The sequence below is a fragment of the Streptomyces sp. NPDC085460 genome, from assembly GCF_044541975.1.
Classification (GTDB): Bacteria; Actinomycetota; Actinomycetes; order Streptomycetales; family Streptomycetaceae; genus Streptomyces.
On sequence record NZ_JBITTO010000006.1, the window covers coordinates 483,447 to 506,609 of the forward strand.

Genomic DNA, 23,163 nt, shown 5'->3' on the forward strand with positions numbered 1-23,163 from the left:
GGCGGCCCTGGCACAATCGGGTGCGCCGCCCTCCCCAGCGGTGTCCCGTCGCCGGGTGCGGTTCTTCCGTGTTCGGTCCGCTCAAAGGTCCGCCGGTTTCCGATGCCGCCCACCCTCGCCTCGCTCGTTCAGCACTCGTCCCTCCGGCTCGTCGTCCGGGCCGGGGAGGACCGGCTCGGCACGCCCGTCAGGTGGGCGCACGTCAGTGAGCTGGCCGATCCCGTGCCGTACATGGAGGGCGGGGAGCTGCTGCTGACCACCGCCCTGACGCTCGACGCCGAGGACGGCGAGGCGATGCGCCGGTACGTGCGGCGGCTGCTCGGGGCGGGGGTCGTCGGGCTCGGCTTCGCCGTCGGGGTGAACTACGACGAGATCCCCGGCGCCCTCCTCGAAGCCGCCCGCGCCGAGCACCTGCCCCTCCTGGAGGTGCCGCGCAGGACCCCCTTCCTCGCCATCAGCAAGGCCGTCTCCGCCGCCATCGCCGCCGACCAGTACCGCGCCGTGACCGCCGGTTTCGAGGCGCAGCGCGAGCTGACCCGGGCCGCGCTCGCCGAAGGGCCCGACGCCGTCGTCGCCCGGCTCGCCGCCCACGTCGACGGCTGGGCCGCGCTCTACGACGCCGCCGGCACCGTCGTCGCCGTCGCGCCCGACTGGGCCGCCCGCCGCGCCGCCCGCCTCACCCCGGACGTCGAGCGGCTGCGCGAACGGCCCGCCCCCGCCAGCGCCGTCGTCGGCGGCACCGACGACCGCGTCGAGCTCCAGTCCCTCGGCACCGGCCGCCGGGTCCGCGGCGCCCTCGCCGTCGGCACCGGCGCGCCCCTCGGCACCGCCGAGCGGTACGCCGTCCACTCGGCGATCGCCCTGCTCACCCTCACCACCGAGCGCTCCCGCTCCCTCCAGGCCGCCGAGCACCGGCTGGGCGCCGCCGTGCTGCGCATGATGCTCGCCGGGCAGCCCGAGCACGCCCGTACCGTCGCCGGAGACGTGTACGGCGGCCTTCTCGACGCCCCCTTCCGGCTGCTCGTCGCCGAACCCGCCGGCGGGGAGCAGGCCCCCGCCGAACCCCCGCTGCCGGTCCTCGCCGAGGCCCTGGAGGCCGCCGCCGCCCGCGCAGGCGAGGCCGTGCTCACCGTCCCCGAGGGCGACGGCCGGCTCGTCGTCCTCGCCGGCGACGGCGGCGCGGTCGTCGCCGCCTGCGCCGGGTACGCGGAGCGCGAGGCCGAGGAGACCGGGGTGGTCGTCGGGCTCTCCGCCGCCGCGGGACCGGTCACCGCCGCCGTCGCGTACAAACAGGCCGAGCAGGCCCTCTCGGTGGCCCGCCGCCGCGGCCGCGCCCTCGTCGAGCACGAGGACCTGGCGGCCGGCTCCGTCCTGCCGCTCCTCGCCGACGACGCCGTACGGGCCTTCGCCGACGGCATGCTCCGGGCGCTGCGCGAGCACGACGCGACCGGCCGCGGCGACCTGGTCGCCTCGCTGCGCGCCTGGCTCTCCCGGCACGGCCAGTGGGACGCCGCCGCGGCCGACCTGGGCGTCCACCGGCACACCCTGCGGTACCGCATGCGGCGCGTCGAGGAGATCCTCGGCCGCTCGCTCGACGACCCGGACGTCCGCATGGAGCTGTGGCTGGCGCTCAAGACCACGGGCGAGGGAGAGAAATAACGGCCGATCCTGCCCGGTGGCGGGCAGAATTCCTGGCCGGACGCGGGCGGAATCCCTAATCTCCTGCTCATGACAAGCCCTGCCGCCGATCCCGGTCACGATCCCGCCGCCCTCTCCGCCCCCGCCCCCGCCCCCTCCACCTCTGTCTCCCCGGCCGCCCTCCCCGAGAAGCCCGGTCCGCCCGGGCGGCGGCGCCTCGGCGGTGCCGTCTGGGCCGCCCTCGCCATCGTGTACGTCGTCTGGGGCTCCACCTACCTCGGCATCCGGGTCGTCGTCGAGACCGTCCCGCCCTTCCTCGCCTCGGGCTCCCGCTTCATCGTCGCCGGGCTCCTCCTCGCCGCGATCGTGGCCTGGCGCCACGGCCCCGCGGCCCTCAAGGTGGACCGGCGCCGGCTCGGCTCCGCCGCGCTCGTCGGCCTGCTCCTGATCCTCGGCGGCAACGGCCTCGTCAACCTCGCCGAGACCGACATCCCCTCCGGCCTCGCCGCCCTCCTGATCGCCGCCGTCCCCGTCTGGGTCGTGCTGCTGCGCCGCGCCGCGGGCGAGCGCCCCGGGCCCGGCGCGTACGGCGGCGTCCTGCTCGGCGTGGCAGGACTCGCCGTCCTCACCCTCCCCGGGCTCAGCGGCGACGTCGGCATCGGCGGCGTCCTCGCCGTCCTCCTCGCCGCCCTGCTCTGGTCCCTCGGCACGGTCTCCTCCGCCCGCCTGCCCCTGCCCGCCAACCCGTTCACCGCGAGCGTGTACGAGATGCTGGCCGGCGGCGTCGGCGGCATCGTCGTCGGCCTGCTCCGCGGCGAGCACCACGGCTTCGACCCGGGAGCCGTCTCCGGCAGTTCCTGGGCCGCCCTCGCCTACCTGGTCGTCTTCGGCTCGCTGATCGCCTTCACCGCCTACGCCTGGCTCCTCCAGTCCGCCCCGATCTCGCTCGCCGCCACGTACGCGTACGTCAACCCGGTCGTCGCCGTCCTCCTCGGCGCGCTGATCCTCGACGAGGCCCTGACCTGGCCGATCCTCCTCGGCGGCGGCATCGTCGTGGCGGCCGTCTGCCTGATCGTCACCACCGAGCGGAGGGGGTGACCGCCGAGGACCGCCCCGGGCCTACCCTGATCCCTCGTAACAGCGGGTCGTGAGCATGACGACAGGGGTGGGGTCAGGGTGACGGCGACGGGGACGAAGACCGGCGGAGGGGCGGGGGGCGCGAAGAGCGGCAGAGGGACGACAGGGGGAACGAAGAGCGGCAGAGGGGCGACGGGGGGCGCGAAGAGCGGCAGAGGTACGGGGGGCGCCACGCGCGGCAGCGCTACGGGCGGCACCACGCGCGGGAGCGCGGGGGGAGGCACGACGCGGACAACCGGCTCGCGCCTCGTCCGGTGCACCGTCGTCGGCGGCGTCGTCCTCGCCCTCCTCGCCGGCGTCGGCGCGATCACCGCCGGCGTCCTGTCCGGCGAGGGTTACCTCCCCGGCGACTCCCTGCGCGAGGTGTGGACCACCGAGCGTGAGACCGTCGGCTCGGACTCCGGCAACGGCGCCTGGGCCGCCGGCGACACCGTCGTCAGCAGCCGCTCCGACGGCGTCACCGGCTTCGACGCCCGCTCCGGCGCGCGGCGCTGGCGCTACGCGCCGGCCGCGGGCGAAGCGATCTGCTCGGTCAGCCGCACCGCGGAGGACGGCGTCGCCCTGATCGCCCAGGGCGCACGCGGCGTCCCCGGCGCGGAGCCGGCCGGGGAGAGGGAGGGGTGCGCGACCGTCGTCGCCCTCGACCTCGCGGACGGGCGCGCGCTGTGGCGAGCCGCCCGGACCCCGGACGACGGCGAGATCCGGGACGAGAAGGACGTCGTCGCCGTCGGCGGCGGGCTCGCCGTCGTCCGTGACGAGTACGCGTACTGGGGCCAGGACTGGGCCGACGGGCAGCCCGGCTTCGTCCGCCCCGACCGCGCCGTGCGCGCCCTCGACCTGCGCACCGGCAAGCCCCGCTGGTCGGCCGCCGTGCCGAAGGGCTGCTTCCCGCACGGTGTCGCCGCCGGGAAGCGCCAGGTCCTCGCGCTCGTCGTCTGCGGGGGCGACGACGTCCGGCTCGCCGCCTTCGACCCGGCCGACGGTACGCACCGCTGGACCACCGAGCTCGACGAGCGCCGGGCGGTCGAGCGGGTCACCCACATGCCCGTCCTGCTCTCCGCCGAGCCCGCCGTGGTGAGCGTGGACGGCCTCGACATGAGCGGCTACCCGACGGTCCTCTCCTTCGGCGACGACGGGAGCCGCCAGGGCCGTATCGCCCCCGGCGCCGACGGCGTCGGCCGCGTCTCCACCGCCGCGCCGGCCCAGGCGCAGATCGCGTACGGGCGGCTGTACGCGATCGAGGCGTACGACCACGAGACGATCACGGCCTTCGACCTCCGCAGCGGACGGCGCCTGTGGCACGCCGACCTCGGTGACCTGGAGGACGTCCTCGGGCTGCGCGTCGCCGACGGGAGGGTCACCGCGCTGGTCGACCTGTACGCGAGCAGGGGCGAGGACGGGCTGCTGGTCCTGGACGCCGACACCGGCGAGGAGCGCGACATGCGGACCTTCCCGGACTCGGTCGCCGCCTCCCGCGACGAGATCCGGGACCTCTTCGCGTACGAGGGACGTCTGATCCCCGCCAGGACCGGCGGCTACCGCCCCTTCACCGCGTACGAGGAGCGCTGACCGGCACCGCACCGCGCCGCCTCTTCGGCCGAAGCGGACAGACCGCCGCGCCCATCACTCCATCACGGACAAACGCCACGCGCCGGTCCCGGCCCTAACGTGTCTGGAGAGCAACCGCTCACACCCCGAAACGGAAAGGGCCGGGACACGCAATGACGACCACCCACGCCTTCTGGGTCGCCGGCCGCGAGGCCACCGGCGACACCACCTTCGACGTCACGAACTCGTACGACGGACGTCTGGTCGGCAAGGTCGCCGTGCCCACCGAGGCCCAGGTCGAGGAGGCCGTCGCGGCCGCCCACGCGGTCGTCGACGAGTTCGCCGCCACCCCGGCGCACGTCCGCGCCGCCGCCCTCGACCACGTGTCGAAGCGGCTCGCCGAGCGCACCGAGGAGATCGCCCAGGTCATCTCCGCCGAGAACGGCAAGCCCATCAAGTGGGCCCGCGGCGAGGTCGGCCGTGCCGTCTCCGTCTTCCGTTTCGCCGCCGAGGAGGCCCGCCGCTGGAACGCCGGCGAGGCCCAGCGCCTGGACACCGAGGCCGGCGGCGCGGGCCGCCTCGCCCTCACCCGCCGGATCCCCAAGGGCGTCGTCCTCGGCATCGCGCCCTTCAACTTCCCGCTGAACCTCAGCGCCCACAAGGTCGCCCCGGCCATCGCCGTCGGCGCCCCGATCATCCTCAAGCCGGCCCCGTCCACCCCGATCTCCTCCCTCATCCTGGGCGAGATCCTGGCCGAGACCGACCTGCCCGCCGGCTCCTGGTCGATCCTCACCGTGCCGAACGACCGCATGCCGGCCCTCGTCCAGGACGAGCGCCTCCCGGTCATCTCCTTCACCGGCTCGGACAAGGTCGGCTACGCCATCGCCGAGTCCGTGCCGCACAAGCACTGCACCCTGGAGCTGGGCGGCAACGCCGCCGCCGTCGTCCTCCCGGACTGGTCCTCCGAGGCCGACCTGGACTGGGCCGCGAGTCGCATCGCGACCTTCTCCAACTACCAGGGCGGCCAGTCCTGCATCTCCGTGCAGCGCGTGATCGCCGACGCCACCGTCTACGACCGCCTGCTCCCGAAGATCGTCGCGGCCGTCGAGGCCCAGGTCACCGGCGACCCGGCGGACGACGCCACCGACGTCGGCCCGCTCGTCGACGAGGCCGCCGCCCGGCGCGTCGAGTCCTGGGTCGACGAGGCCGTCGCGGCCGGCGCGAAGCTCCTCGCCGGCGGCAAGCGCGAGGGCGCCACCTACGCCCCGACCGTCCTCACCGACCTCCCGGCCGACGTCACCCTGGCCCGCGCCGAGGTCTTCGGCCCGGTCCTCACCGTCGCGAAGGTCGACGGCGAGGCCGAGGCGTTCGCCGCGGTCAACGACTCCGACTTCGGCCTCCAGGCCGGCGTGTTCACCCACGACCTGCAGACCGCCTTCCGCGCCCACCGCGCGCTGGAGGTCGGCGGCGTGATCGTCGGCGACGTCCCCTCGTACCGCGCCGACCAGATGCCGTACGGCGGCGCCAAGCGCTCCGGCGTCGGCCGCGAGGGCGTCGCGTACGCCATGGACGACTACACCTACGAGCGCGTGCTCGTCCTGACGGGCCTCGCCCTGTAGGACGCGCCGCACCACGAGACCAGGCGGTCCGAGCCCACTGTGCGGGGGCTCGGGCCGCCTTTCGTACGTCTCGGGCCGCGCCCTCGCCCGTACGCCTCCGGCCGTGTCCGTTCCGTAAACCCCGCCCTCGCCCGTACGCCCCCGCCCGTCCACGGAGCGGAACGCGGCGACGGGCGGTCCGGCCGGCGCGGCAGGATGGGCGGTGTGACCGTCATCGACATCCCCGGCTCCAAGTCCGTCACCGCCCGCGCGCTCTTCCTCGCCGCCGCCGCGGAGGGCACCACCACCCTCCTGCGCCCGCTCGTCTCCGACGACACCGAGGGCTTCGCCGAAGGGCTCGGCGCCCTCGGCTACGCCGTCCGGCGGGAGCCCGGCGCCTGGCACATCGAGGGCCGCCCCGCCGGACCGGGGACCGCCGACGCCGACGTGTACTGCCGCGACGGCGCCACCACCGCCCGCTTCCTGCCCACCCTCGCCGCCGCCGGCCACGGCACCTTCCGCTTCGACGCCTCCGCCCAGATGCGCCGCCGGCCCCTCGGCCCGCTCTCCACCGCCCTGCGCGAGCTGGGCGTGGACCTGCGCCACGGCGAGCGCGACGGGCACCACCCGCTCGCCGTGCACGCCGCCGGCGTCAAGGGCGGCGCGCTCACCCTCGACGCCGGGCAGTCCTCCCAGTACCTGACGGCCCTGCTGATGCTCGGCCCGCTCACCGCCGAGGGCCTCGACATCACCGTCACCGACCTGGTCTCGGAGCCGTACGTCGAGATCACCCTCGCGATGATGCGCTCCTTCGGCGCCGAGGTCGCCCGTGACGGCCGCACCTACCGGGTCGCCCCCACCGGCTACGAGGCGGCGCGCTACCCGATCGAGCCCGACGCCTCCACCGCCAGCTACTTCTTCGCCGCGGCCGCCCTCCAGCCCGGCCGCGAGGTCACCGTCCCCGGCCTCGGCACCGGCGCCCTCCAGGGCGACCTCGCCTTCGTCGACGTACTGCGCCGGATGGGCGCCGAGGTCGAGGTCACGGCCGACGCCACCACCGTCCGCTCCACCGGCACCCTGCGCGGACTCACCGTCAACATGCGCGACATCTCCGACACCATGCCGACCCTCGCCGCGATCGCCCCCTTCGCCGACGGGCCGGTCCGCATCGAGGACGTCGCCAACACCCGGGTCAAGGAGTGCGACCGGCTCGACGCCTGCGCCGAGAACCTCCGCCGCCTCGGCATCACCGTCACCACCGGCCCGGACTGGATCGAGATCCAGCCCGGCACCCCCGCCGGACCCGTCGAGATCGCCACCCACGGCGACCACCGGATCGTCATGTCCTTCGCGGTCACCGCCCTCAGGACCCCCGGCATCACCTTCGACGACCCCGGCTGCGTGAGGAAGACCTTCCCGGACTTCCACCACGAGTTCGGCGCGTTCGCCCGGACCCCGTGAAGAGCGCACAGCGTTTGGGGCAAGAATGGGGGGCATGAGCGACCGCCCCTCTCCTCTCGCCGACCCGCACATCGCCTTCGACACCACCGAAGGACGCCGGGACGTCGTCGTCCTCGGCTCGACGGGATCCATCGGCACCCAGGCCATCGACCTGGTGCTGCGCCACCCCGACCGCTTCCGGGTCACCGCCCTGGCCGCCTCCGGCAGCCGGATCGGGCTGCTCGCCGAGCAGGCCCACCGGCTCCGGGTCGCCCAGGTCGCCGTCGCGCGCGAGGAGACCGTGGAGGAGCTGCGCACGGCCCTGAAGGGGCTGTACGGCTCCGAGCCGCTGCCCGAGCTCCTGGCCGGCCCCGACGCCGCCACCCAGCTCGCCGCCTCCCCGTGCCACACGGTGCTCAACGGCATCACCGGCTCCATCGGCCTCGCGCCGACCCTCGCCGCCCTGGAGGCCGGCCGGACGCTCGCCCTCGCCAACAAGGAGTCGCTGATCGTCGGCGGCCCCCTGGTCAAGGCGCTCGCCAAGCCCGGCCAGATCATCCCGGTCGACTCCGAGCACGCGGCCCTCTTCCAGGCGCTCGCCGCCGGCACCCGCGCCGACGTCCGCAAGCTGGTCGTCACCGCCTCCGGCGGCCCCTTCCGCGGCCGCACCCGCGCCGAGCTGGAGCACGTGACCCGCGAGGACGCGCTCGCCCACCCGACCTGGGCGATGGGCCCGGTCATCACGGTCAACAGCGCGACCCTGGTCAACAAGGGCCTGGAGGTCATCGAGGCGCACCTCCTCTACGACATCCCCTTCGACCGCATCGAGGTCGTCGTCCACCCCCAGTCGTACGTCCACTCGATGGTCGAGTTCACGGACGGCTCCACGCTCGCCCAGGCCACCCCGCCGGACATGCGCGGCCCCATCGCCATCGGCATCGGCTGGCCCGAGCGGGTCCCCGACGCGGCCCCCGCCTTCGACTGGTCCACGGCCTCCACCTGGGAGTTCTTCCCGCTGGACGACGAGGCGTTCCCGTCGGTGAACCTCGCCCGGCACGTCGGCGAGCTCGGCGGCACCGCCCCCGCCGTCTTCAACGCCGCCAACGAGGAGTGCGTCGAGGCGTTCCTCGCCGGCCGGCTCCCCTTCAACGGCATCATGGACACCGTCACGGCGGTCGTCACCGAACACGGTCGGCCCACCGGGGGAACCTCCCTGACGGTGCCGGACGTCCTGGAAGCGGAGACCTGGGCGCGGGCCCGGGCCCGAGAGCTCGCAGCGAAGGCAACCGCGGAGGCGCGCGCATGACGGAAGTGCTCCTGACGATCCTCGGAGTCGTCCTGTTCGCCCTCGGGCTGCTCGTCTCCATCGCCTGGCACGAGCTGGGCCACCTCTCCACGGCCAAGCTCTTCGGCATCCGAGTGCCGCAGTACATGGTCGGCTTCGGCCCCACCATCTGGTCGAAGAAGCGCGGCGAGACCGAGTACGGCATCAAGGCCATCCCGGCCGGCGGCTACATCCGCATGATCGGCATGTTCCCGCCCGGCGCCGACGGCAAGATCGAGGCCCGCTCCACCTCGCCCTGGCGCTCCATGATCGAGGACGCCCGCGAGGCGTCGTACGAGGAGCTCAAGCCCGGCGACGAGACCCGGCTCTTCTATACGCGCAAGCCGTGGAAGCGCGTGATCGTCATGTTCGCCGGCCCCTTCATGAACCTGGTCCTCGCCCTGGGCCTCTTCTACGGCTCCCTGATGACCCTCGGCATCGAGGGCCAGACCACCCAGGTCGCCGGCGTGCAGAAGTGCGTCATCGAGCAGAGCGACAACCGGGACGCCTGCGCCGCCGGCGACCCCGTCTCCCCGGCGTTCGCGGCGGGGCTGCGCGAGGGCGACCGGATCGTCGCCTTCAACGGTGTCCCCGTCTCCGACTGGGACACCCTCTCCGACCACATCCGCAAGACCATCGGCCCGGCCACCGTCACCGTCGAGCGCTCCGGGCAGCGCCTCGACCTGCACCCGACACTCGTCGCCAACCAGGTCCTGAAGAAGGACGAGAACGGCCAGGTCGCCCGCCCGCTCGCCTACGAGGAGGCCGGCTACCTCGGCTTCGCCTCCAAGACGGAGGTCGCGCCGCTCGGCTTCGGCGAGACCACCGACCGGATGGGCGAGCTCATGGAGAACGGCCTCCAGTCCGTCGTCGCCCTCCCCGGCAAGATCCCCGGCCTCTGGGACGCCACCTTCGGCGACGGAGAGCGCGCCGAGGACTCGCCCGTCGGCGTCGTCGGCGCCGCCCGCATCACCGGCGAACTCATGAACCTGGACCTCCCGCCGGAGCGCATCCTGGTCATGTTCATGAACCTGCTGGTGTACTTCAACGTCTCCCTGTTCCTCTTCAACATGCTCCCGCTGCTGCCGCTCGACGGCGGCCACATCGCGGGCGCCCTGTGGGAGTCCGTCCGCCGCCACACGGCCCGGCTCTTCCGGCGCCCCGACCCCGGCCCGTTCGACGTGGCCAAGCTGATGCCCGCCGCCTACGTGGTCGCCGGCGTCTTCGTCTGTTTCACGCTGCTCGTCCTCGCCGCCGACATCGTCAACCCGGTGAAGCTGACGTAGCTCCCAGGGGGGCCGTGCACCGCCGTGTCCGGCCCCCCGCCCCCGGGGCGGTAACCTCGGAAGCCTGAGCCCGCCGACGCACGACCTTTGAGGTTGCACTACAGATGACCGCGATTTCTCTCGGTATGCCCACCGTCCCGACCCGGCTCGCCGAACGCCGCAAGAGCCGGCAGATCCAGGTCGGCAGCGTGGCCGTCGGCGGTGACGCACCCGTCTCGGTGCAGTCGATGACGACGACGCGCACCTCCGACATCGGCGCCACCCTCCAGCAGATCGCCGAGCTGACCGCCTCCGGCTGCCAGATCGTCCGGGTGGCCTGCCCCACCCAGGACGACGCCGACGCGCTCTCCACCATCGCCCGGAAGTCGCAGATCCCGGTGATCGCCGACATCCACTTCCAGCCGAAGTACGTCTTCGCCGCCATCGACGCCGGCTGCGCCGCGGTCCGCGTCAACCCCGGCAACATCAAGCAGTTCGACGACAAGGTCAAGGAGATCGCCAAGGCGGCCGGCGACGCGCGCGTCCCGATCCGCATCGGCGTCAACGCCGGCTCCCTCGACGCCCGCCTGCTCAAGAAGTACGGCAAGGCCACCCCCGAGGCGCTCGTCGAGTCCGCCCTCTGGGAGGCGTCCCTCTTCGAGGAGCACGGCTTCCGCGACATCAAGATCTCGGTCAAGCACAACGACCCGGTCGTCATGGTCGAGGCGTACCGCCAGCTCGCCGCCCAGTGCGACTACCCGCTGCACCTCGGCGTCACCGAGGCCGGCCCCGCCTTCCAGGGCACCATCAAGTCCGCGGTCGCCTTCGGCGCGCTCCTCTCCCAGGGCATCGGCGACACCATCCGCGTCTCCCTCTCCGCCCCGCCGGCCGAGGAGATCAAGGTCGGCATCCAGATCCTGGAGTCGCTCAACCTGCGCCAGCGCCGCCTGGAGATCGTCTCCTGCCCCTCCTGCGGCCGCGCCCAGGTCGACGTCTACAAGCTCGCCGAGGAGGTCACCGCCGGCCTCGACGGCATGACCGTCCCGCTCCGCGTCGCCGTCATGGGCTGCGTCGTCAACGGCCCCGGCGAGGCCCGCGAGGCCGACCTCGGCGTCGCCTCCGGCAACGGCAAGGGCCAGATCTTCGTCAAGGGCGAGGTCATCAAGACCGTCCCCGAGTCGAAGATCGTCGAGACCCTCATCGAGGAAGCCCTCAAGATCGCCGAGCAGATGGAGAAGGACGGCATCGCCGGCGGCGAGCCGACCGTCGCCGTCGCCGGCTGAGGCACGCGCCCCGAAACCCCGCCGCCCCCAGGGGACGGCGGGGTTTCGCCATGAGCGGGAGCCCTTCCCAGATCCTGGAGGTAAGGTGCCAGGACCAGCAGAACCCGCACGGTGAGGCCCCCTCGTGTTGACACAGACCACCACCCGGGTCCTCGAACCCGCCGACCTCGGCGCCGCACTCGCCGTCCTGGAGAGCGCCCCGGTCGAGAACGCCTTCGTCACCGCCCGCGTCCGCATCGCCGGGCTCGACCCCTGGCGCCTGGGCGGCGAGATGTGGGGCTGGTACACCGAGGGCCGGCTCGCCTCGCTCTGCTACTCCGGCGCCAACCTGGTCCCGATCTGCGCCACCCCCGAGGCCGTCCGCGCCTTCGCCGACCGGGCCCGCAGGATCGGCCGCCGCTGCTCCTCGATCGTCGGCCCCGCCGGACCCACCGGCGAACTCTGGCGCCTCCTCGAACCCGCCTGGGGCCCCGCCCGCGACGTCCGCGCCCGCCAGCCCCTCATGGTCACCGAGGAACCCTCCGCGACCGTCACCCCCGACCCGCTCGTCCGCCGCGTCCGCAAGGACGAGATGGACGTGATCATGCCCGCCTGCGTCGCCATGTTCACCGAGGAGGTCGGCGTCTCCCCGATGGCCGGCGACGGCGGCCTCCTCTACCAGGCCCGCGTCGCCGAACTCGTCGCCGCCGGCCGCTCCTTCGCCCGCATCGAGGACGGCAAGGTCGTCTTCAAGGCCGAGATCGGCGCCGCCACCCGCCAGGCGTGCCAGATCCAGGGCGTCTGGGTCGCCCCCGAGCACCGGGGCAAGGGCCTCTCCGAGACCGGCATGGCCGCCGTCCTCCAGTACGCCCTCGCCGACATCGCCCCCGTCGTCAGCCTCTACGTCAACGACTACAACACCCCCGCCCGCGCCGCGTACCGCCGCGTCGGCTTCCGCGAGACCGGCGCCTTCATGAGCGTCCTGTTCTGAACCGGCGGGCACTTGTAGGGTGCGCCGCATGGACGACGTACCCGCCGTGATCGGACCCGTCAACCTCGCCGCCCGGGTGGACGAGGCCCTCGCCGTGCAGGCGGTCGCCTTCGGCCTCGACGCCGAGGAGGTCGCCGTACGCCGCCACATCGTGCTGCGCCACCTGATGAGCCCCGGCGCCCGCGCCTTCGGGGCCACCACCCCCGACGGGCGGCTGGCCGGCTTCGTGTACGGGATGCCCAACGACCGCTCGCACTGGTGGTCCACCGTCGTGGAGCCGTACCTGCGGGCCACCGGCACCGCCGACTGGCTCGACGCCTCCTTCGTCATCACCGAGCTCCACGTCCACCCCGCCTTCCAGGGCCGGGGCCTCGGCCGCGGACTGATCACCACCATCACCGACACCGCGGACGAGAAGCGCTCGATCCTCTCCGCCATCGACACCGACTCCCCGGCCCGCGGCCTCTACCGCTCCCTCGGCTACACCGACCTCGCCCGCCAGGTCCACTTCCCGAGTGCCGCCCGCCCCTACGCCGTGATGGGCGCGCCGCTGCCGCTCCCGCGCCGGAACTGATTTCTCGCGGACGGTACGGCCCGGCTAACCTCCTAGCCATCAACGTCAGTCCCGGCAGGAGTACGAGAACCATGGCCAACGCACCGGTCCAGCGCATGTCCCAGTTGATGGCGAAGACGCTGCGCGACGACCCGGCCGACGCCGAGGTCCTCTCCCACAAGCTCCTCGTCCGCGCCGGCTACGTCCGCCGGACCGCCGCCGGCATCTGGAGCTGGCTGCCGCTGGGCAAGAAGGTCCTCTCCAACGTCGAGCGGATCGTCCGCGAGGAGATGGACGCCGTCGGCGCCCAGGAGGTCACCCTCCCCGCGCTGCTGCCCCGCGAGCCGTACGAGGCCACCAACCGCTGGAGCGAGTACGGCGCCGAGCTCTTCCGCCTCCAGGACCGCAAGGGCGGCGACTACCTCCTCGGCCCCACCCACGAGGAGATCTTCACCCTGCTGGTGAAGGACCAGTGCTCGTCCTACAAGGACCTGCCGGTCATCCTGTACCAGATCCAGACCAAGTTCCGCGACGAGGCCCGCCCCCGGGCCGGCATCCTGCGCGGCCGCGAGTTCCTGATGAAGGACTCGTACTCCTTCGACACCGAGGACGAGGGCCTGGCCCGGTCGTACGCCGTGCACCGCCAGGCGTACCAGCGGATCTTCGAGCGCCTCGGCCTCGACTACCGCATCTGCGCCGCCACCGCCGGCGCCATGGGCGGCTCCAAGTCCGAGGAGTTCCTCGCCCCGGCCGACGCCGGAGAGGACACCTTCGCCGACTGCCCGAACTGCGACTTCGCCGCCAACACGGAGGCGGTGTACCAGGCGGTCAAGGCCGTCGACGGCTCGGCGCTCCCGGCCCTGGAGGCCGTCCCGACCCCCGACACCCCCACCATCGAGACGCTCGCCGCCCACCTCGGCGTCCCCGCCTCCGCCACCCTCAAGAACCTGCTGGTCAAGGTCGACGGCGAGATCGTCGCCGTCGGCGTCCCCGGCGACCGCGAGGTCGACATGGACAAGGTCGAGGCGCACTTCGCCCCGGCCGCCGTCGAGCTCGTCACCGAGACCGACTTCGCCGGCCGCGCCGACCTCGTCCGCGGCTACGTCGGCCCGCAGGGCCTGGAGAAGGTCCGCTACATCGCCGACCCGCGGATCGCCCCCGGCACGGCGTGGATCACCGGCGCCAACGAGGAGGGCATGCACGCGAAGAACGTCGTCGCGGGGCGGGACTTCGAGGTCGAGGAGTACGTCGACGTCGTCGTCGTCCAGGAGGGCGACCCGTGCCCCGCGTGCGGCACCGGCCTCAAGCTGGACCGCGCGATCGAGATCGGCCACATCTTCCAGCTCGGCCGCAAGTACGCGGACGCGCTGAAGCTTGACGTCCTCGGCCAGAACGGCAAGCCGGTCCGCGTCACCATGGGCTCCTACGGCATCGGCGTCTCGCGCGCCGTCGCCGCGCTCGCCGAGCAGACCGCCGACGACAAGGGCCTGTGCTGGCCGGCCGAGGTCGCCCCCGCCGACGTCCACGTCGTCGCCGCCGGCAAGGCCCTCCAGACCGAGCTGGCCCTGGAGGTCTCCGACAAGCTCTCGGCGGCGGGTCTGCGCGTGCTGGTCGACGACCGCGCGGGCGTCTCGCCGGGCGTCAAGTTCACCGACTCGGAGCTGATCGGCGTCCCGAAGATCCTTGTCGCCGGCCGTCGCGCGGCGGAGGGCGTCCTGGAACTGAAGGACCGCCGCACGGGCGACCGCCAGGAGCTCACCATCGAGGAAGCCCTGACAGCCCTGACGTCCTGACCCACGCGCCGCCGCTCCGCTGCGAGCTGCGCCCGCGCCCGCCGCGCCCGCCGTTTCGTTGTGGCGCAGGCGTGCCGCGCCGCCGTTTCGTTGTGGGCATACGTTCCGCTAGGGCGGAACGGGTGGGCACAACGGAACGGCACCGTTCGCGGGTGCCTCCGCTTCCGAGCCTGGACCCGCACCGGTACGGCGTCGTACAGCAGGTGCGGGTTCAGGCGCGGAAGCCTAGGCCCGGCAAGGGGCGCCGTCCCGTGTGCCCACCCGTCCCGCCCCTAGCGGGACGCCTGCCCACACGGGGGTGCGACACAGCGCGCCGTCCAGCGGGACGCGGCCCACACGGGAGGGGTGCGGCACCGCGTGGCTGCCCCGCACGTCACGGCGTCGGGTCGACCGAGGGGCCCGTCAGGTCCTCGATCGGCGGGAGCGGAGGCGGCGCGGCCACAGACGGCGGCGCCTCCGGCGTGGCGCGCTCCAGGAACCGCAGCAGCTCCACCGGAATCGGCAGCACCAGCGTCGAGTTCTTCTCCGCCGCGACGGCCATCACCGTCTGCAACAGGCGCAGCTGCAGCGCCGCCGGCGCGTCCTCCAGCTGGTGTGCCGCCTCCGCCAGCTTCTTCGACGCCTGCAGCTCCGCGTCCGCGTTGATCAGACGGGCCCGCCGCTCCCGGTCCGCCTCCGCCTGCCGCGCCATCGACCGCTTCATGGTCTCCGGCAGGGAGACGTCCTTGATCTCGACCCGGTCGATCTGCACGCCCCACCCGATCGCGGGGGAGTCGAGCATCAGCTCAAGCCCCTGGTTGAGCTTCTCGCGGTTGGACAGCAGGTCGTCGAGGTCGCTCTTGCCGATGATCGACCGCAGCGAGGTCTGCGCCATCTGCGAGACCGCGAACTTGTAGTCCTCGACCCGCACCAGCGCCTCCGCCGCGTCCACCACCTTGAAGTAGACGACGGCGTCGACCCGTACCGTCACGTTGTCCCGGGTGATGCCCTCCTGCGCGGGCACCGGCATGGTGACGATCTGCATGTTCACCTTGTGGAGCCGGTCGACCGCGGGAACGATCATCGTGAACCCGGGTGGCCGCACCTCGCCCCGCAGCCGGCCGAAGCGGAAGACGACGCCCCGCTCGTACTGCTTCACCACGCGCGCCGCCGCGCCGACGTACGCCACCGCCGCCACACCCGCACCGGCCACGGCCAAGAGGATGTCCTCGATCATCACGGCCCCCTGAGGAAGGGATACAAAAAGGGTATTCCCCTCAGAGGGCCCGGGGACTCACAGCCAGCTCGCGAACTCCAGCAGCCACTCGGCCTCCTGCCGCCGCCCGCCGGTCAGCGCCCGCGTGCCGGACTCGACGGTCCGGAAGAGCGTCCAGCCGCGCAGCCGCTCCCGGTCGACGTCGAGCGAGTCGGCCAGCTTGTTGACCCGCCGCCGGGCCGCCGGCGCGCCGGCGGAGGAGGCGACCAGGTCCTCGACCCGTTCCCGGACCAGCCGGGCGAGGTCGTAGGCGCGCTCGCCGACCACCGGATCGGGCCCGACCGCCAGCCAGGGAGCGCGGTCGCCGCCGAGCACCTTGCCCTGCCGGAAGTCGCCGTGCAGCAGCAGCTCCTCGGCGGACCCCGCGAGGAGCTCCTCGCGGACGGCGAGCGCCGAGGCGGCCAGCTCCCCGGCGGTGGCGTCGGCGCGGTGGTGCTCCATGGCGGACGCCTGGCGGGCGGTGCGCTCCGCCACGGTCTCGAAGCCGTGCCCGGCCGGCAGGTCCACCCACAGCTTCCGTACGGTCCCGGCCGCCTCCAGGAGCGCCTTGGCCTCCGGCAGCGAGCGGAGCGACACCTCCGGGTGCAGCCGTTCGAGGACGAGGGAGTCCTCGGGCGCCTCCGCGAGGAGCCGTACCGCGCCCCAGCCGTTCCAGTGCGCGAGGGCCGCCCGCTCCCGGTCCGGACGCGTGAACGGCGGCGCGATCTTCAGCGCGGCGGGTTCGCCGCCGGCGTCGCGGACGAGCAGGACCAGGCTGTCGCGTCCACCGGGGGCCACCACCCGCTCGACGGTCAGACCGGCCTGCCCGGGCACCCGCTCGGCCAGACCGGGGAGCCGTCCGAGCCAGTCGGCGGCGGCCGCCTCGCCGTACCTCTCGTGGAGCGCCGTCACCAGTCGCCGGGGTGCTTCGAAACCCATGCGTGCCTTGTTCCTTCTGCTGGGGCGGGGTGATCAGGGCTGGTGGGGGCCGGACTCACACCCGCTCGGCGAGCCCAGGAAAGGTTACGTCGCTGCCGCGCCACCGCACCGCGCGGACCGCCGCCTCCCGCAGCGCCGCCGCCGCCTCCCGCCGCAGCGACCCCTCGGCGGCCCGCACCAGGTCGGAGTAGACCCCGGCGACCCGGTCCTCCAGGACGGCCGCGAGCCGCACCGCGCCGGCCGGATCGGCCACCCGGAACGGCAGCTCGTACGCGGCGGCCGCGGCGGCCGGCGTACCGCCGAGGTCGCGGACGGTGCGGCGCAGCGCGTCCCGGCGGGCCCGGTGGGCCTCGTAGGCGGCGGTCGCCTCGGCCCGCCGGTCGTCGGCGACCCGGCCGCCGACGACCCCGTAGCCGTAGACCGCCGCGTGCTCGGCGGCGAGGGCGGCCTGGGCGGCGGGGAGGGCGCTCATGCGCGGGCTCCTTCGGTGAGGAGGTAGGCGTGGGCGGCGCCGGCGGCGGCCACGGAGGCGAGCAGCCGGGCGTACTCGGGCGGGGCCGCGAGCAGCTCGGCGGTGTGCGCGTCGGAGGCGGTCCGCGCGGCGGCGGCCAGCTCCCGCAGCGCGGCCTCCGGGGAGGCCGGCACCGGCCGGGGGGTGGCGGTGGCCGTGGAGGCGCCCGCGCCCGCGCCGGGAGCGGTGGCGGTGGCGGACGGCGTCGGGGTGGCCGACGGAGCGGGTCCGCCCTCGCCGAGGGCCTTCGCGTGGGCCGCGGCGGAGGTACGCAGGGGGGCCACGCGCGCGTGGAGCGCGGGATGGGCGGCGAGGGTGGCGTCGTAACGTTCCAGCAGGGTTCGTGAGGCGCTCACCGCGCGGCGGCGGAGGGCCGCCTCGGCGCGGGCCACCCGTTCGGCCTCGCGGGCCGCCGCCCGCTCCGCGGCGCTGGGGCGGCGCGGTCCCCCGGCGTCGGAGGTGCAGCCCGTCAGGGCCGCCGCGGCGGCCGAGGCCCCCGCCACGAGCACGGCGCGTCTGCCTGTCGTCGTCACGCTCTCTCCCTCAGCATTCCGGACCCCTCCCGGCCGCCCGTCGAAGATCACCGCAGGCGAGCGTACCCGCGGGGCCCCCGCGGTGGACGGCAACACCCTCCGGGACCGGATACCCTTGATCCGACACGCAGCGACAAGCAGCGACGAGCGACGTACCCACAACAGCACACGCGGCCGAGGAGTCACCCGGATGAGCACCACCCAGAGCGACAGGCTGCGCGGACTCATTGAGCCGCTCGTCCACGCGGAGAACCTGGATCTGGAGGAGATCGAGGTGTCCCGGGCCGGCCGCCGCGGACTGCTGAGGATCGTCGTCGACTCGGACGAGGGTGTCGAGCTGGACACCTGTGCCGAGCTGAGCCGCGCGATCTCCGCGAAGCTGGACGAGACCGACGCCATGGGCGACGGCGAGTACGTCCTGGAGGTCAGCTCCCCGGGTGCCGACCGTCCGCTCTCCGAGCACCGCCACTACGTCCGGGCCACCGGCCGCCTCGTGAAGCTCCAGCTCACCGAGGGCGGGGACCTGGTCACCCGCATCCTGGCCGTGGACGAGGACGGCCTCGACACCGAGGTCCCGGGCGTGAAGGGCCGCAAGGCCACCGCCCGCCGCGTGGAGTTCGCCGAGATCGCCAAGGCGCGTGTCGAGATCGAGTTCAACCGCAAGGACAAGAAGGAAGAGGAGGCGTAGCCGTGGACATCGACGTGAAGCTCCTGAAGGGCTTGGCACAGGAGAAGGAAATCTCCTTCGAGATGCTGGTCGAGGCGATCGAGTCGGCCCTCCTCATCGCGTACCACCGCACCCCGTCCGCCCGCCGCCACGCGCGCGTGGAGCTGGACCGGCACACCGGTCACGTGACGGTGTGGGCCGAGGAGGACCCGGCCGACCTGGAGGAGGGGCAGGAGCCCAAGGAGTTCGACGACACCCCGTCGGACTTCGGCCGCATCGCGGCGAGCACCGCCCGCCAGGTCATCCAGCAGCGGCTGCGCGACGCCGAGAACGACGTGACCTTCGGCGAGTACGCCCGCCGCGAGGGCGATGTCGTCGCCGGCGTGGTGCAGCAGGGCAAGGACCCCAAGAACGTCCTCGTCAAGCTGGACGACAAGCTGGAGGCCATCCTTCCGGTGCAGGAGCAGGTGCCCGGCGAGGACTACACGCACGGCCTGCGGCTGCGCACGTACGTCGTCCGCGTCGCCAAGGGTGTCCGCGGCCCGTCCGTCACCCTCTCGCGCACCCACCCCAATCTGGTGAAGAAGCTCTTCGCCCTGGAGGTGCCGGAGATCGCCGACGGTTCGGTCGAGATCTCGGCGATCGCCCGTGAGGCCGGTCACCGCACCAAGATCGCGGTCCGATCCACCCGTTCGGGCCTGAACGCCAAGGGCGCCTGCATCGGCCCCATGGGCAGCCGCGTCCGGAACGTGATGGCGGAGCTGCTCGGCGAGAAGATCGACATCGTCGACTGGTCGGACGACCCGGCGGAGATGGTGGCGAACGCCCTCTCCCCGGCCCGGGTCTCCAAGGTCGAGGTCGTCGACGCCGCCGCCCGGTCCGCCCGGGTGACGGTCCCCGACTACCAGCTCTCGCTGGCCATCGGCAAGGAGGGGCAGAACGCCCGTCTGGCCGCGCGCCTCACCGGCTGGCGCATCGACATCCGGCCGGACACCGAGGCCCCGGCCGAGGAGGGCTGAGCGGCTCCGCCGCACGTCGGAGACCGTTTTTGGCCAACAGCTGTTCGATTTTTGCCCCAAACGGGTGAGGTCGGTACGGGGAGGTAGACTTAATCGTGTCTGGCCGGACGCATGCCCGCGCGTGCCCTGAGCGAACCTGTGTGGGATGCCGGGAGCGAGCGGCCAAGAGCGATCTGCTGCGGATCGTGGTGAATAAGGACGAGTGCGTCCCCGATCATCGCGGTACGCTGCCCGGCCGGGGTGCGTACGTGCACCCCGCCTTGCACTGTCTCGACCTGGCGATCCGCCGCCGGGCGTTCCCGAGGACCTTCAAGGTCCCGGGTCCGCTCGACACGGCGGCTCTGCGGGAACACATCGAGCAGGCCGCGCAGGCGGCACCGCAGTGAACAGGAAGTACGGCACGGAACACCGTGCGGTCAGGTACCTCGCGAGTCGGAAGTAGGTCGAGATTGCGATGAGCACTCGATGAGTACGCGATGAGTACGCCCATGAAGTAGCGACGGTCCGGCGGTAACCGGACCTATAAAGGAGCGAAGTGGCTAAGGTCCGGGTATACGAACTCGCCAAGGAGTTCGGTGTGGAGAGCAAGGTCGTCATGGCCAAGCTCCAGGAACTCGGTGAATTCGTCCGTTCGGCGTCCTCGACGATCGAGGCGCCGGTCGTGCGCAAGTTGACTGACGCTTTGCAGGGTCCCGGCGGTTCCGCCGGCAAGACCGCTGCCAAGCCCGGCGCGCCCCGCAAGGCGGCGCCCGCCCCCAAGCCGGGTGGCCCGGCGCCGTCCCCGGCGCAGACCGCCCGTCCCGCCGCCCCGAAGCCTGGAGCGCCCACCCCGGCGCCCAAGCCCGCGGCGGCCGAGAAGCCCGTGACGCCGGCCGCCCCCGGCCCGCGTCCGACCCCGGGTCCGAAGCCCGCGGCCCCGGCTCCCAAGCCGGCCCCCGCCGCCCCGGCTCCGACCAACCCGGAGTTCACGGCGCCTCCGGCGGCTCCCGCCGCCGGTGGTCAGCGTCCCGGTGGTGCCGCCCCCGGCCCGCGTCCGGCCGGTGGCCGTCCGGGTCAGGCCGCGCCGCGCCCGGGTCAGCAGGCCCCCCGTCCCGGCCAGCAGGCCCCGCGTCCGGGCGCCCCGCGTCCGGCCGGCCCGCGTCCGGGCAACAACCCCTTCACGTCCGGCGGCTCCACCGGCATGGCGCGCCCGCAGGCGCCCCGTCCCGGCGGCGGTGCCCCGCGTCCCGGCGGCCCCGGTGCCGTTCCGGGCGCCCCGCGCCCGCAGGGCGGCCCCGGCGGCGCCCCGCGTCCGCAGGGTCAGGGCGGCGCGCGTCCCACTCCCGGTGGCATGCCGCGTCCGCAGGCTCCCCGTCCGGGCGGCGCGCCCGGCGGTAACCGTCCGAACCCGGGCATGATGCCGCAGCGTCCCGCTGCCGGCCCGCGTCCCGGCCCCGGCGGTCGTGGCCCCGGTGGCCCCGGCGGTCGTCCGGGCGGTCCCGGCGGCGGCGGCGGTCGTCCCGGCTTCGCCGGTCGTCCGGCCGGTCCCGGCGGCGGTGGCGGCGGCTTCGCCGGCCGTCCCGGCGGTCCCGGTGGTGGCGGCGGCGGTCGTCCGGGTGGTCCCGGCGGCGGTGGCGGCGGCTTCGGCGGTCGTCCCGGCGGCTTCGGCGGCCGTCCCGGCGGCCCGGGTGGCCGTGGTGGCACGCAGGGCGCCTTCGGTCGTCCCGGCGGTCCCGCGCGTCGCGGTCGCAAGTCGAAGCGGCAGAGGCGCCAGGAGTACGAGGCCATGCAGGCCCCGTCCGTGGGCGGCGTGATGCTGCCTCGCGGCAACGGCGAGACCATTCGCCTGTCGCGCGGTGCGTCCCTCACCGACTTCGCGGAGAAGATCGGCGCCAACCCGGCGTCGCTCGTCGCGGTCATGATGAACCTCGGCGAGATGGTCACCGCCACGCAGTCCGTCTCCGACGACACGCTCGTCATGCTGGCCGAGGAGATGAACTACGTCGTCCAGGTCGTCAGCCCGGAGGAGGAGGACCGCGAGCTGCTCGAGTCCTTCGACATCGAGTTCGGCGAGGACGAGGGCGGCGAAGAGGCCCTGGTCTCCCGTCCGCCGGTCGTGACCGTCATGGGTCACGTCGACCACGGTAAGACCCGCCTTCTCGACGCGATCCGCAAGACCAACGTGGTCGCGGGCGAGGCCGGTGGCATCACCCAGCACATCGGTGCCTACCAGGTCGGTACCGAGGTCAACGGCGAAGAGCGTCGCATCACCTTCATCGACACCCCGGGTCACGAGGCGTTCACCGCCATGCGTGCCCGTGGTGCGAAGTCGACCGACATCGCGATCCTCGTGGTCGCGGCCAACGACGGCGTCATGCCGCAGACGATCGAGGCGCTCAACCACGCCAAGGCCGCCGGCGTCCCGATCGTCGTCGCGGTCAACAAGATCGACGTCGAGGGTGCCGACCCGGTCAAGGTCCGCGGTCAGCTGACCGAGTTCGGTCTCGTGGCCGAGGAGTACGGCGGCGACACGATGTTCGTCGACATCTCCGCCAAGCAGGGTCTGCACATCGACTCCCTGCTGGAGGCCGTCGTCCTCACCGCCGACGCCTCGCTCGACCTCCGGGCCAACCCGGACCAGGACGCGCAGGGCATCGCGATCGAGTCCCACCTCGACCGCGGTCGCGGTGCGGTCTCGACGGTCCTGGTCCAGCGCGGAACGCTGCGCATCGGCGACACCATCGTCGCCGGCGACGCGTACGGCCGTGTCCGGGCCATGCTCGACGACAAGGGCAACAACGTGGAGGAGGCGACCCCGTCGACCCCCGTCCTCGTCCTGGGTCTCACCAACGTCCCGGGTGCCGGTGACAACTTCCTCGTCGTCGACGAGGACCGCACCGCCCGCCAGATCGCCGAGAAGCGTGCCGCCCGCGAGCGCAACGCGGCCTTCGCCAAGCGCGTCCGCCGTGTCTCGCTCGAGGACCTGGACAAGGTGCTCAAGGCCGGCGAGATCCAGCAGCTGAACCTGATCATCAAGGGTGACGCCTCTGGTTCCGTCGAGGCCCTCGAGTCCTCCCTGCTCCAGCTGGACGTCGGCGAGGAGGTCGACATCCGCGTCCTGCACCGCGGCGTGGGTGCCGTCACCGAGTCGGACATCGACCTGGCGATGGGCTCCGACGCCATCGTGATCGGCTTCAACGTGCGCGCCGCCGGGCGTGCGCAGCAGATGGCCGAGCGCGAGGGCGTGGACGTCCGGTACTACTCGGTCATCTACCAGGCGATCGAGGAGATCGAGGCGGCCCTCAAGGGTCTGCTCAAGCCGGAGTACGAGGAGGTCGAGCTCGGCACCGCGGAGATCCGCGAGGTCTTCCGCTCCTCCAAGCTCGGCAACATCGCCGGTGTCCTCATCCGCTCCGGCGAGGTCAAGCGCAACACCAAGGCGCGCCTCATCCGCGACGGCAAGGTCATCGCCGAGAACCTCAACATCGAGGGTCTGCGCCGCTTCAAGGACGACGTCACCGAGATCCGCGAGGGCTTCGAGGGTGGTATCAACCTCGGAAACTTCAACGACATCAAGATCGACGACGTCATCGCGACGTACGAGATGCGCGAGAAGCCGCGCGCGTAACACGCGGTGAAGTGCCGGGGCCGGTCGGCGGAGGATATTCCGTCGATCGGCCCCGGCCGTTCCGTGTACGGTTTCGGTGTCCCCGCCCAATTGGCCGGCGGGGC

General features: G+C 73.4%; 19 protein-coding genes. 15 read left to right on the forward strand and 4 right to left on the reverse strand.

Going from position 1 to position 23,163, the window contains the following annotated elements; translation table 11 throughout:
• The first annotated feature begins 102 nt into the window (after positions 1-102).
• The 11 genes from ACIGHB_RS18560 to ACIGHB_RS18610 all read left to right on the forward strand — a co-directional run bounded on the left by ACIGHB_RS18560 (position 103) and on the right by ACIGHB_RS18610 (position 14,549).
• Positions 103-1,659 (forward strand): PucR family transcriptional regulator, encoded by a 1,557-nt coding sequence (locus ACIGHB_RS18560; RefSeq protein WP_399914283.1) that lies wholly within the window; start codon positions 103-105, stop codon positions 1,657-1,659.
• A 69-nt stretch (positions 1,660-1,728) separates the two neighbouring features.
• Positions 1,729-2,736: an EamA family transporter gene (locus ACIGHB_RS18565; protein WP_360312219.1), complete on the forward strand. Its 1,008-nt coding sequence runs from the start codon at positions 1,729-1,731 to the stop codon at positions 2,734-2,736.
• A 78-nt stretch (positions 2,737-2,814) separates the two neighbouring features.
• On the forward strand, positions 2,815-4,344 hold the full coding sequence (locus ACIGHB_RS18570; RefSeq protein WP_399914285.1) for a PQQ-binding-like beta-propeller repeat protein: 1,530 nt from the start codon (positions 2,815-2,817) through the stop codon (positions 4,342-4,344).
• 152 nt (positions 4,345-4,496) lie between these two features.
• Complete coding sequence (locus ACIGHB_RS18575; RefSeq protein WP_399914287.1) at positions 4,497-5,942, forward strand: aldehyde dehydrogenase family protein; 1,446 nt, start codon at positions 4,497-4,499, stop codon at positions 5,940-5,942.
• A 204-nt stretch (positions 5,943-6,146) separates the two neighbouring features.
• Positions 6,147-7,382: a 3-phosphoshikimate 1-carboxyvinyltransferase gene (aroA, locus tag ACIGHB_RS18580; protein ID WP_399914289.1), complete on the forward strand. Its 1,236-nt coding sequence runs from the start codon at positions 6,147-6,149 to the stop codon at positions 7,380-7,382.
• A gap of 34 nt (positions 7,383-7,416) precedes the next feature.
• Positions 7,417-8,667 carry a 1-deoxy-D-xylulose-5-phosphate reductoisomerase gene (dxr, locus tag ACIGHB_RS18585; protein ID WP_399914290.1) on the forward strand — a complete coding sequence of 417 codons (1,251 nt, stop codon included), beginning with the start codon at positions 7,417-7,419 and terminating at the stop codon, positions 8,665-8,667.
• Positions 8,664-9,971, forward strand: coding sequence for a site-2 protease family protein (locus ACIGHB_RS18590; protein ID WP_360312229.1), 1,308 nt, complete (start codon positions 8,664-8,666; stop codon positions 9,969-9,971). The genes dxr and ACIGHB_RS18590 overlap by 4 nt, the downstream gene beginning before the upstream one ends.
• Before the next feature lie 104 nt (positions 9,972-10,075).
• Positions 10,076-11,233: a flavodoxin-dependent (E)-4-hydroxy-3-methylbut-2-enyl-diphosphate synthase gene (ispG, locus tag ACIGHB_RS18595; protein WP_399914291.1), complete on the forward strand. Its 1,158-nt coding sequence runs from the start codon at positions 10,076-10,078 to the stop codon at positions 11,231-11,233.
• Positions 11,234-11,357: 124 nt separating this feature from the next.
• Entirely contained in the window at positions 11,358-12,203 is an 846-nt protein-coding gene (locus ACIGHB_RS18600; protein WP_360312233.1) for a GNAT family N-acetyltransferase, read from the forward strand.
• A gap of 28 nt (positions 12,204-12,231) precedes the next feature.
• Positions 12,232-12,777 carry a GNAT family N-acetyltransferase gene (locus ACIGHB_RS18605; RefSeq protein ID WP_360312235.1) on the forward strand — a complete coding sequence of 182 codons (546 nt, stop codon included), beginning with the start codon at positions 12,232-12,234 and terminating at the stop codon, positions 12,775-12,777.
• A 71-nt stretch (positions 12,778-12,848) separates the two neighbouring features.
• The gene (locus ACIGHB_RS18610) at positions 12,849-14,549 is read left to right on the forward strand and encodes a proline--tRNA ligase (protein WP_399914294.1); all 1,701 of its coding nucleotides are present in this window, start codon (positions 12,849-12,851) and stop codon (positions 14,547-14,549) included.
• Positions 14,550-14,922: 373 nt separating this feature from the next.
• Here ACIGHB_RS18610 and ACIGHB_RS18615 read toward each other — a convergent pair whose 3' ends face one another.
• From ACIGHB_RS18615 to ACIGHB_RS18630, 4 genes are read right to left on the reverse strand one after another with little or no spacing between them, the layout of a single operon-like run.
• Positions 14,923-15,765, reverse strand: a complete 843-nt coding sequence (locus ACIGHB_RS18615; RefSeq protein WP_360312239.1) for a slipin family protein — start codon at positions 15,763-15,765, stop codon at positions 14,923-14,925.
• A 57-nt stretch (positions 15,766-15,822) separates the two neighbouring features.
• On the reverse strand, positions 15,823-16,722 hold the full coding sequence (locus ACIGHB_RS18620; protein ID WP_399914297.1) for an aminoglycoside phosphotransferase family protein: 900 nt from the start codon (positions 16,720-16,722) through the stop codon (positions 15,823-15,825).
• Positions 16,723-16,777: 55 nt separating this feature from the next.
• Positions 16,778-17,194, reverse strand: a complete 417-nt coding sequence (locus ACIGHB_RS18625) for a ferritin-like domain-containing protein (protein WP_399914299.1) — start codon at positions 17,192-17,194, stop codon at positions 16,778-16,780.
• Entirely contained in the window at positions 17,191-17,766 is a 576-nt protein-coding gene (locus tag ACIGHB_RS18630; RefSeq protein WP_360312245.1) for a hypothetical protein, read from the reverse strand. Before ACIGHB_RS18630 ends, ACIGHB_RS18625 begins: the two co-directional genes overlap by 4 nt.
• A gap of 190 nt (positions 17,767-17,956) precedes the next feature.
• On the opposite strand from ACIGHB_RS18630, the gene rimP reads away from it, so the two are divergent.
• The 4 genes from rimP (at position 17,957) to infB (ending at position 23,059) form a co-directional block, all read left to right on the forward strand.
• Positions 17,957-18,454, forward strand: a complete 498-nt coding sequence (rimP, locus tag ACIGHB_RS18635; RefSeq protein WP_360312247.1) for a ribosome maturation factor RimP — start codon at positions 17,957-17,959, stop codon at positions 18,452-18,454.
• A gap of 2 nt (positions 18,455-18,456) precedes the next feature.
• On the forward strand, positions 18,457-19,452 hold the full coding sequence (gene nusA / locus ACIGHB_RS18640) for a transcription termination factor NusA (protein WP_360312249.1): 996 nt from the start codon (positions 18,457-18,459) through the stop codon (positions 19,450-19,452).
• A gap of 95 nt (positions 19,453-19,547) precedes the next feature.
• Positions 19,548-19,838 (forward strand): YlxR family protein, encoded by a 291-nt coding sequence (locus ACIGHB_RS18645; protein ID WP_360312251.1) that lies wholly within the window; start codon positions 19,548-19,550, stop codon positions 19,836-19,838.
• 149 nt (positions 19,839-19,987) lie between these two features.
• Complete coding sequence (gene infB / locus ACIGHB_RS18650) at positions 19,988-23,059, forward strand: translation initiation factor IF-2 (RefSeq protein WP_360312253.1); 3,072 nt, start codon at positions 19,988-19,990, stop codon at positions 23,057-23,059.
• The last annotated feature ends 104 nt before the right edge of the window (positions 23,060-23,163 follow it).

Coding starts and splice junctions, on each gene's coding strand:
- ACIGHB_RS18620 (WP_399914297.1), bottom strand. CDS start 16,722: ATGGGTTTCGAAGCACCCCGGCGACTGGTGACGGCGCTCCACGAGAGG.
- ACIGHB_RS18610 (WP_399914294.1), top strand. CDS start 12,849: ATGGCCAACGCACCGGTCCAGCGCATGTCCCAGTTGATGGCGAAGACG.
- dxr (WP_399914290.1), top strand. CDS start 7,417: ATGAGCGACCGCCCCTCTCCTCTCGCCGACCCGCACATCGCCTTCGAC.
- ACIGHB_RS18590 (WP_360312229.1), top strand. CDS start 8,664: ATGACGGAAGTGCTCCTGACGATCCTCGGAGTCGTCCTGTTCGCCCTC.
- ACIGHB_RS18625 (WP_399914299.1), bottom strand. CDS start 17,194: ATGAGCGCCCTCCCCGCCGCCCAGGCCGCCCTCGCCGCCGAGCACGCG.
- ACIGHB_RS18560 (WP_399914283.1), top strand. CDS start 103: ATGCCGCCCACCCTCGCCTCGCTCGTTCAGCACTCGTCCCTCCGGCTC.
- ACIGHB_RS18605 (WP_360312235.1), top strand. CDS start 12,232: ATGGACGACGTACCCGCCGTGATCGGACCCGTCAACCTCGCCGCCCGG.
- ACIGHB_RS18565 (WP_360312219.1), top strand. CDS start 1,729: ATGACAAGCCCTGCCGCCGATCCCGGTCACGATCCCGCCGCCCTCTCC.
- rimP (WP_360312247.1), top strand. CDS start 17,957: ATGAGCACCACCCAGAGCGACAGGCTGCGCGGACTCATTGAGCCGCTC.
- ACIGHB_RS18575 (WP_399914287.1), top strand. CDS start 4,497: ATGACGACCACCCACGCCTTCTGGGTCGCCGGCCGCGAGGCCACCGGC.
- ACIGHB_RS18615 (WP_360312239.1), bottom strand. CDS start 15,765: ATGATCGAGGACATCCTCTTGGCCGTGGCCGGTGCGGGTGTGGCGGCG.
- ispG (WP_399914291.1), top strand. CDS start 10,076: ATGACCGCGATTTCTCTCGGTATGCCCACCGTCCCGACCCGGCTCGCC.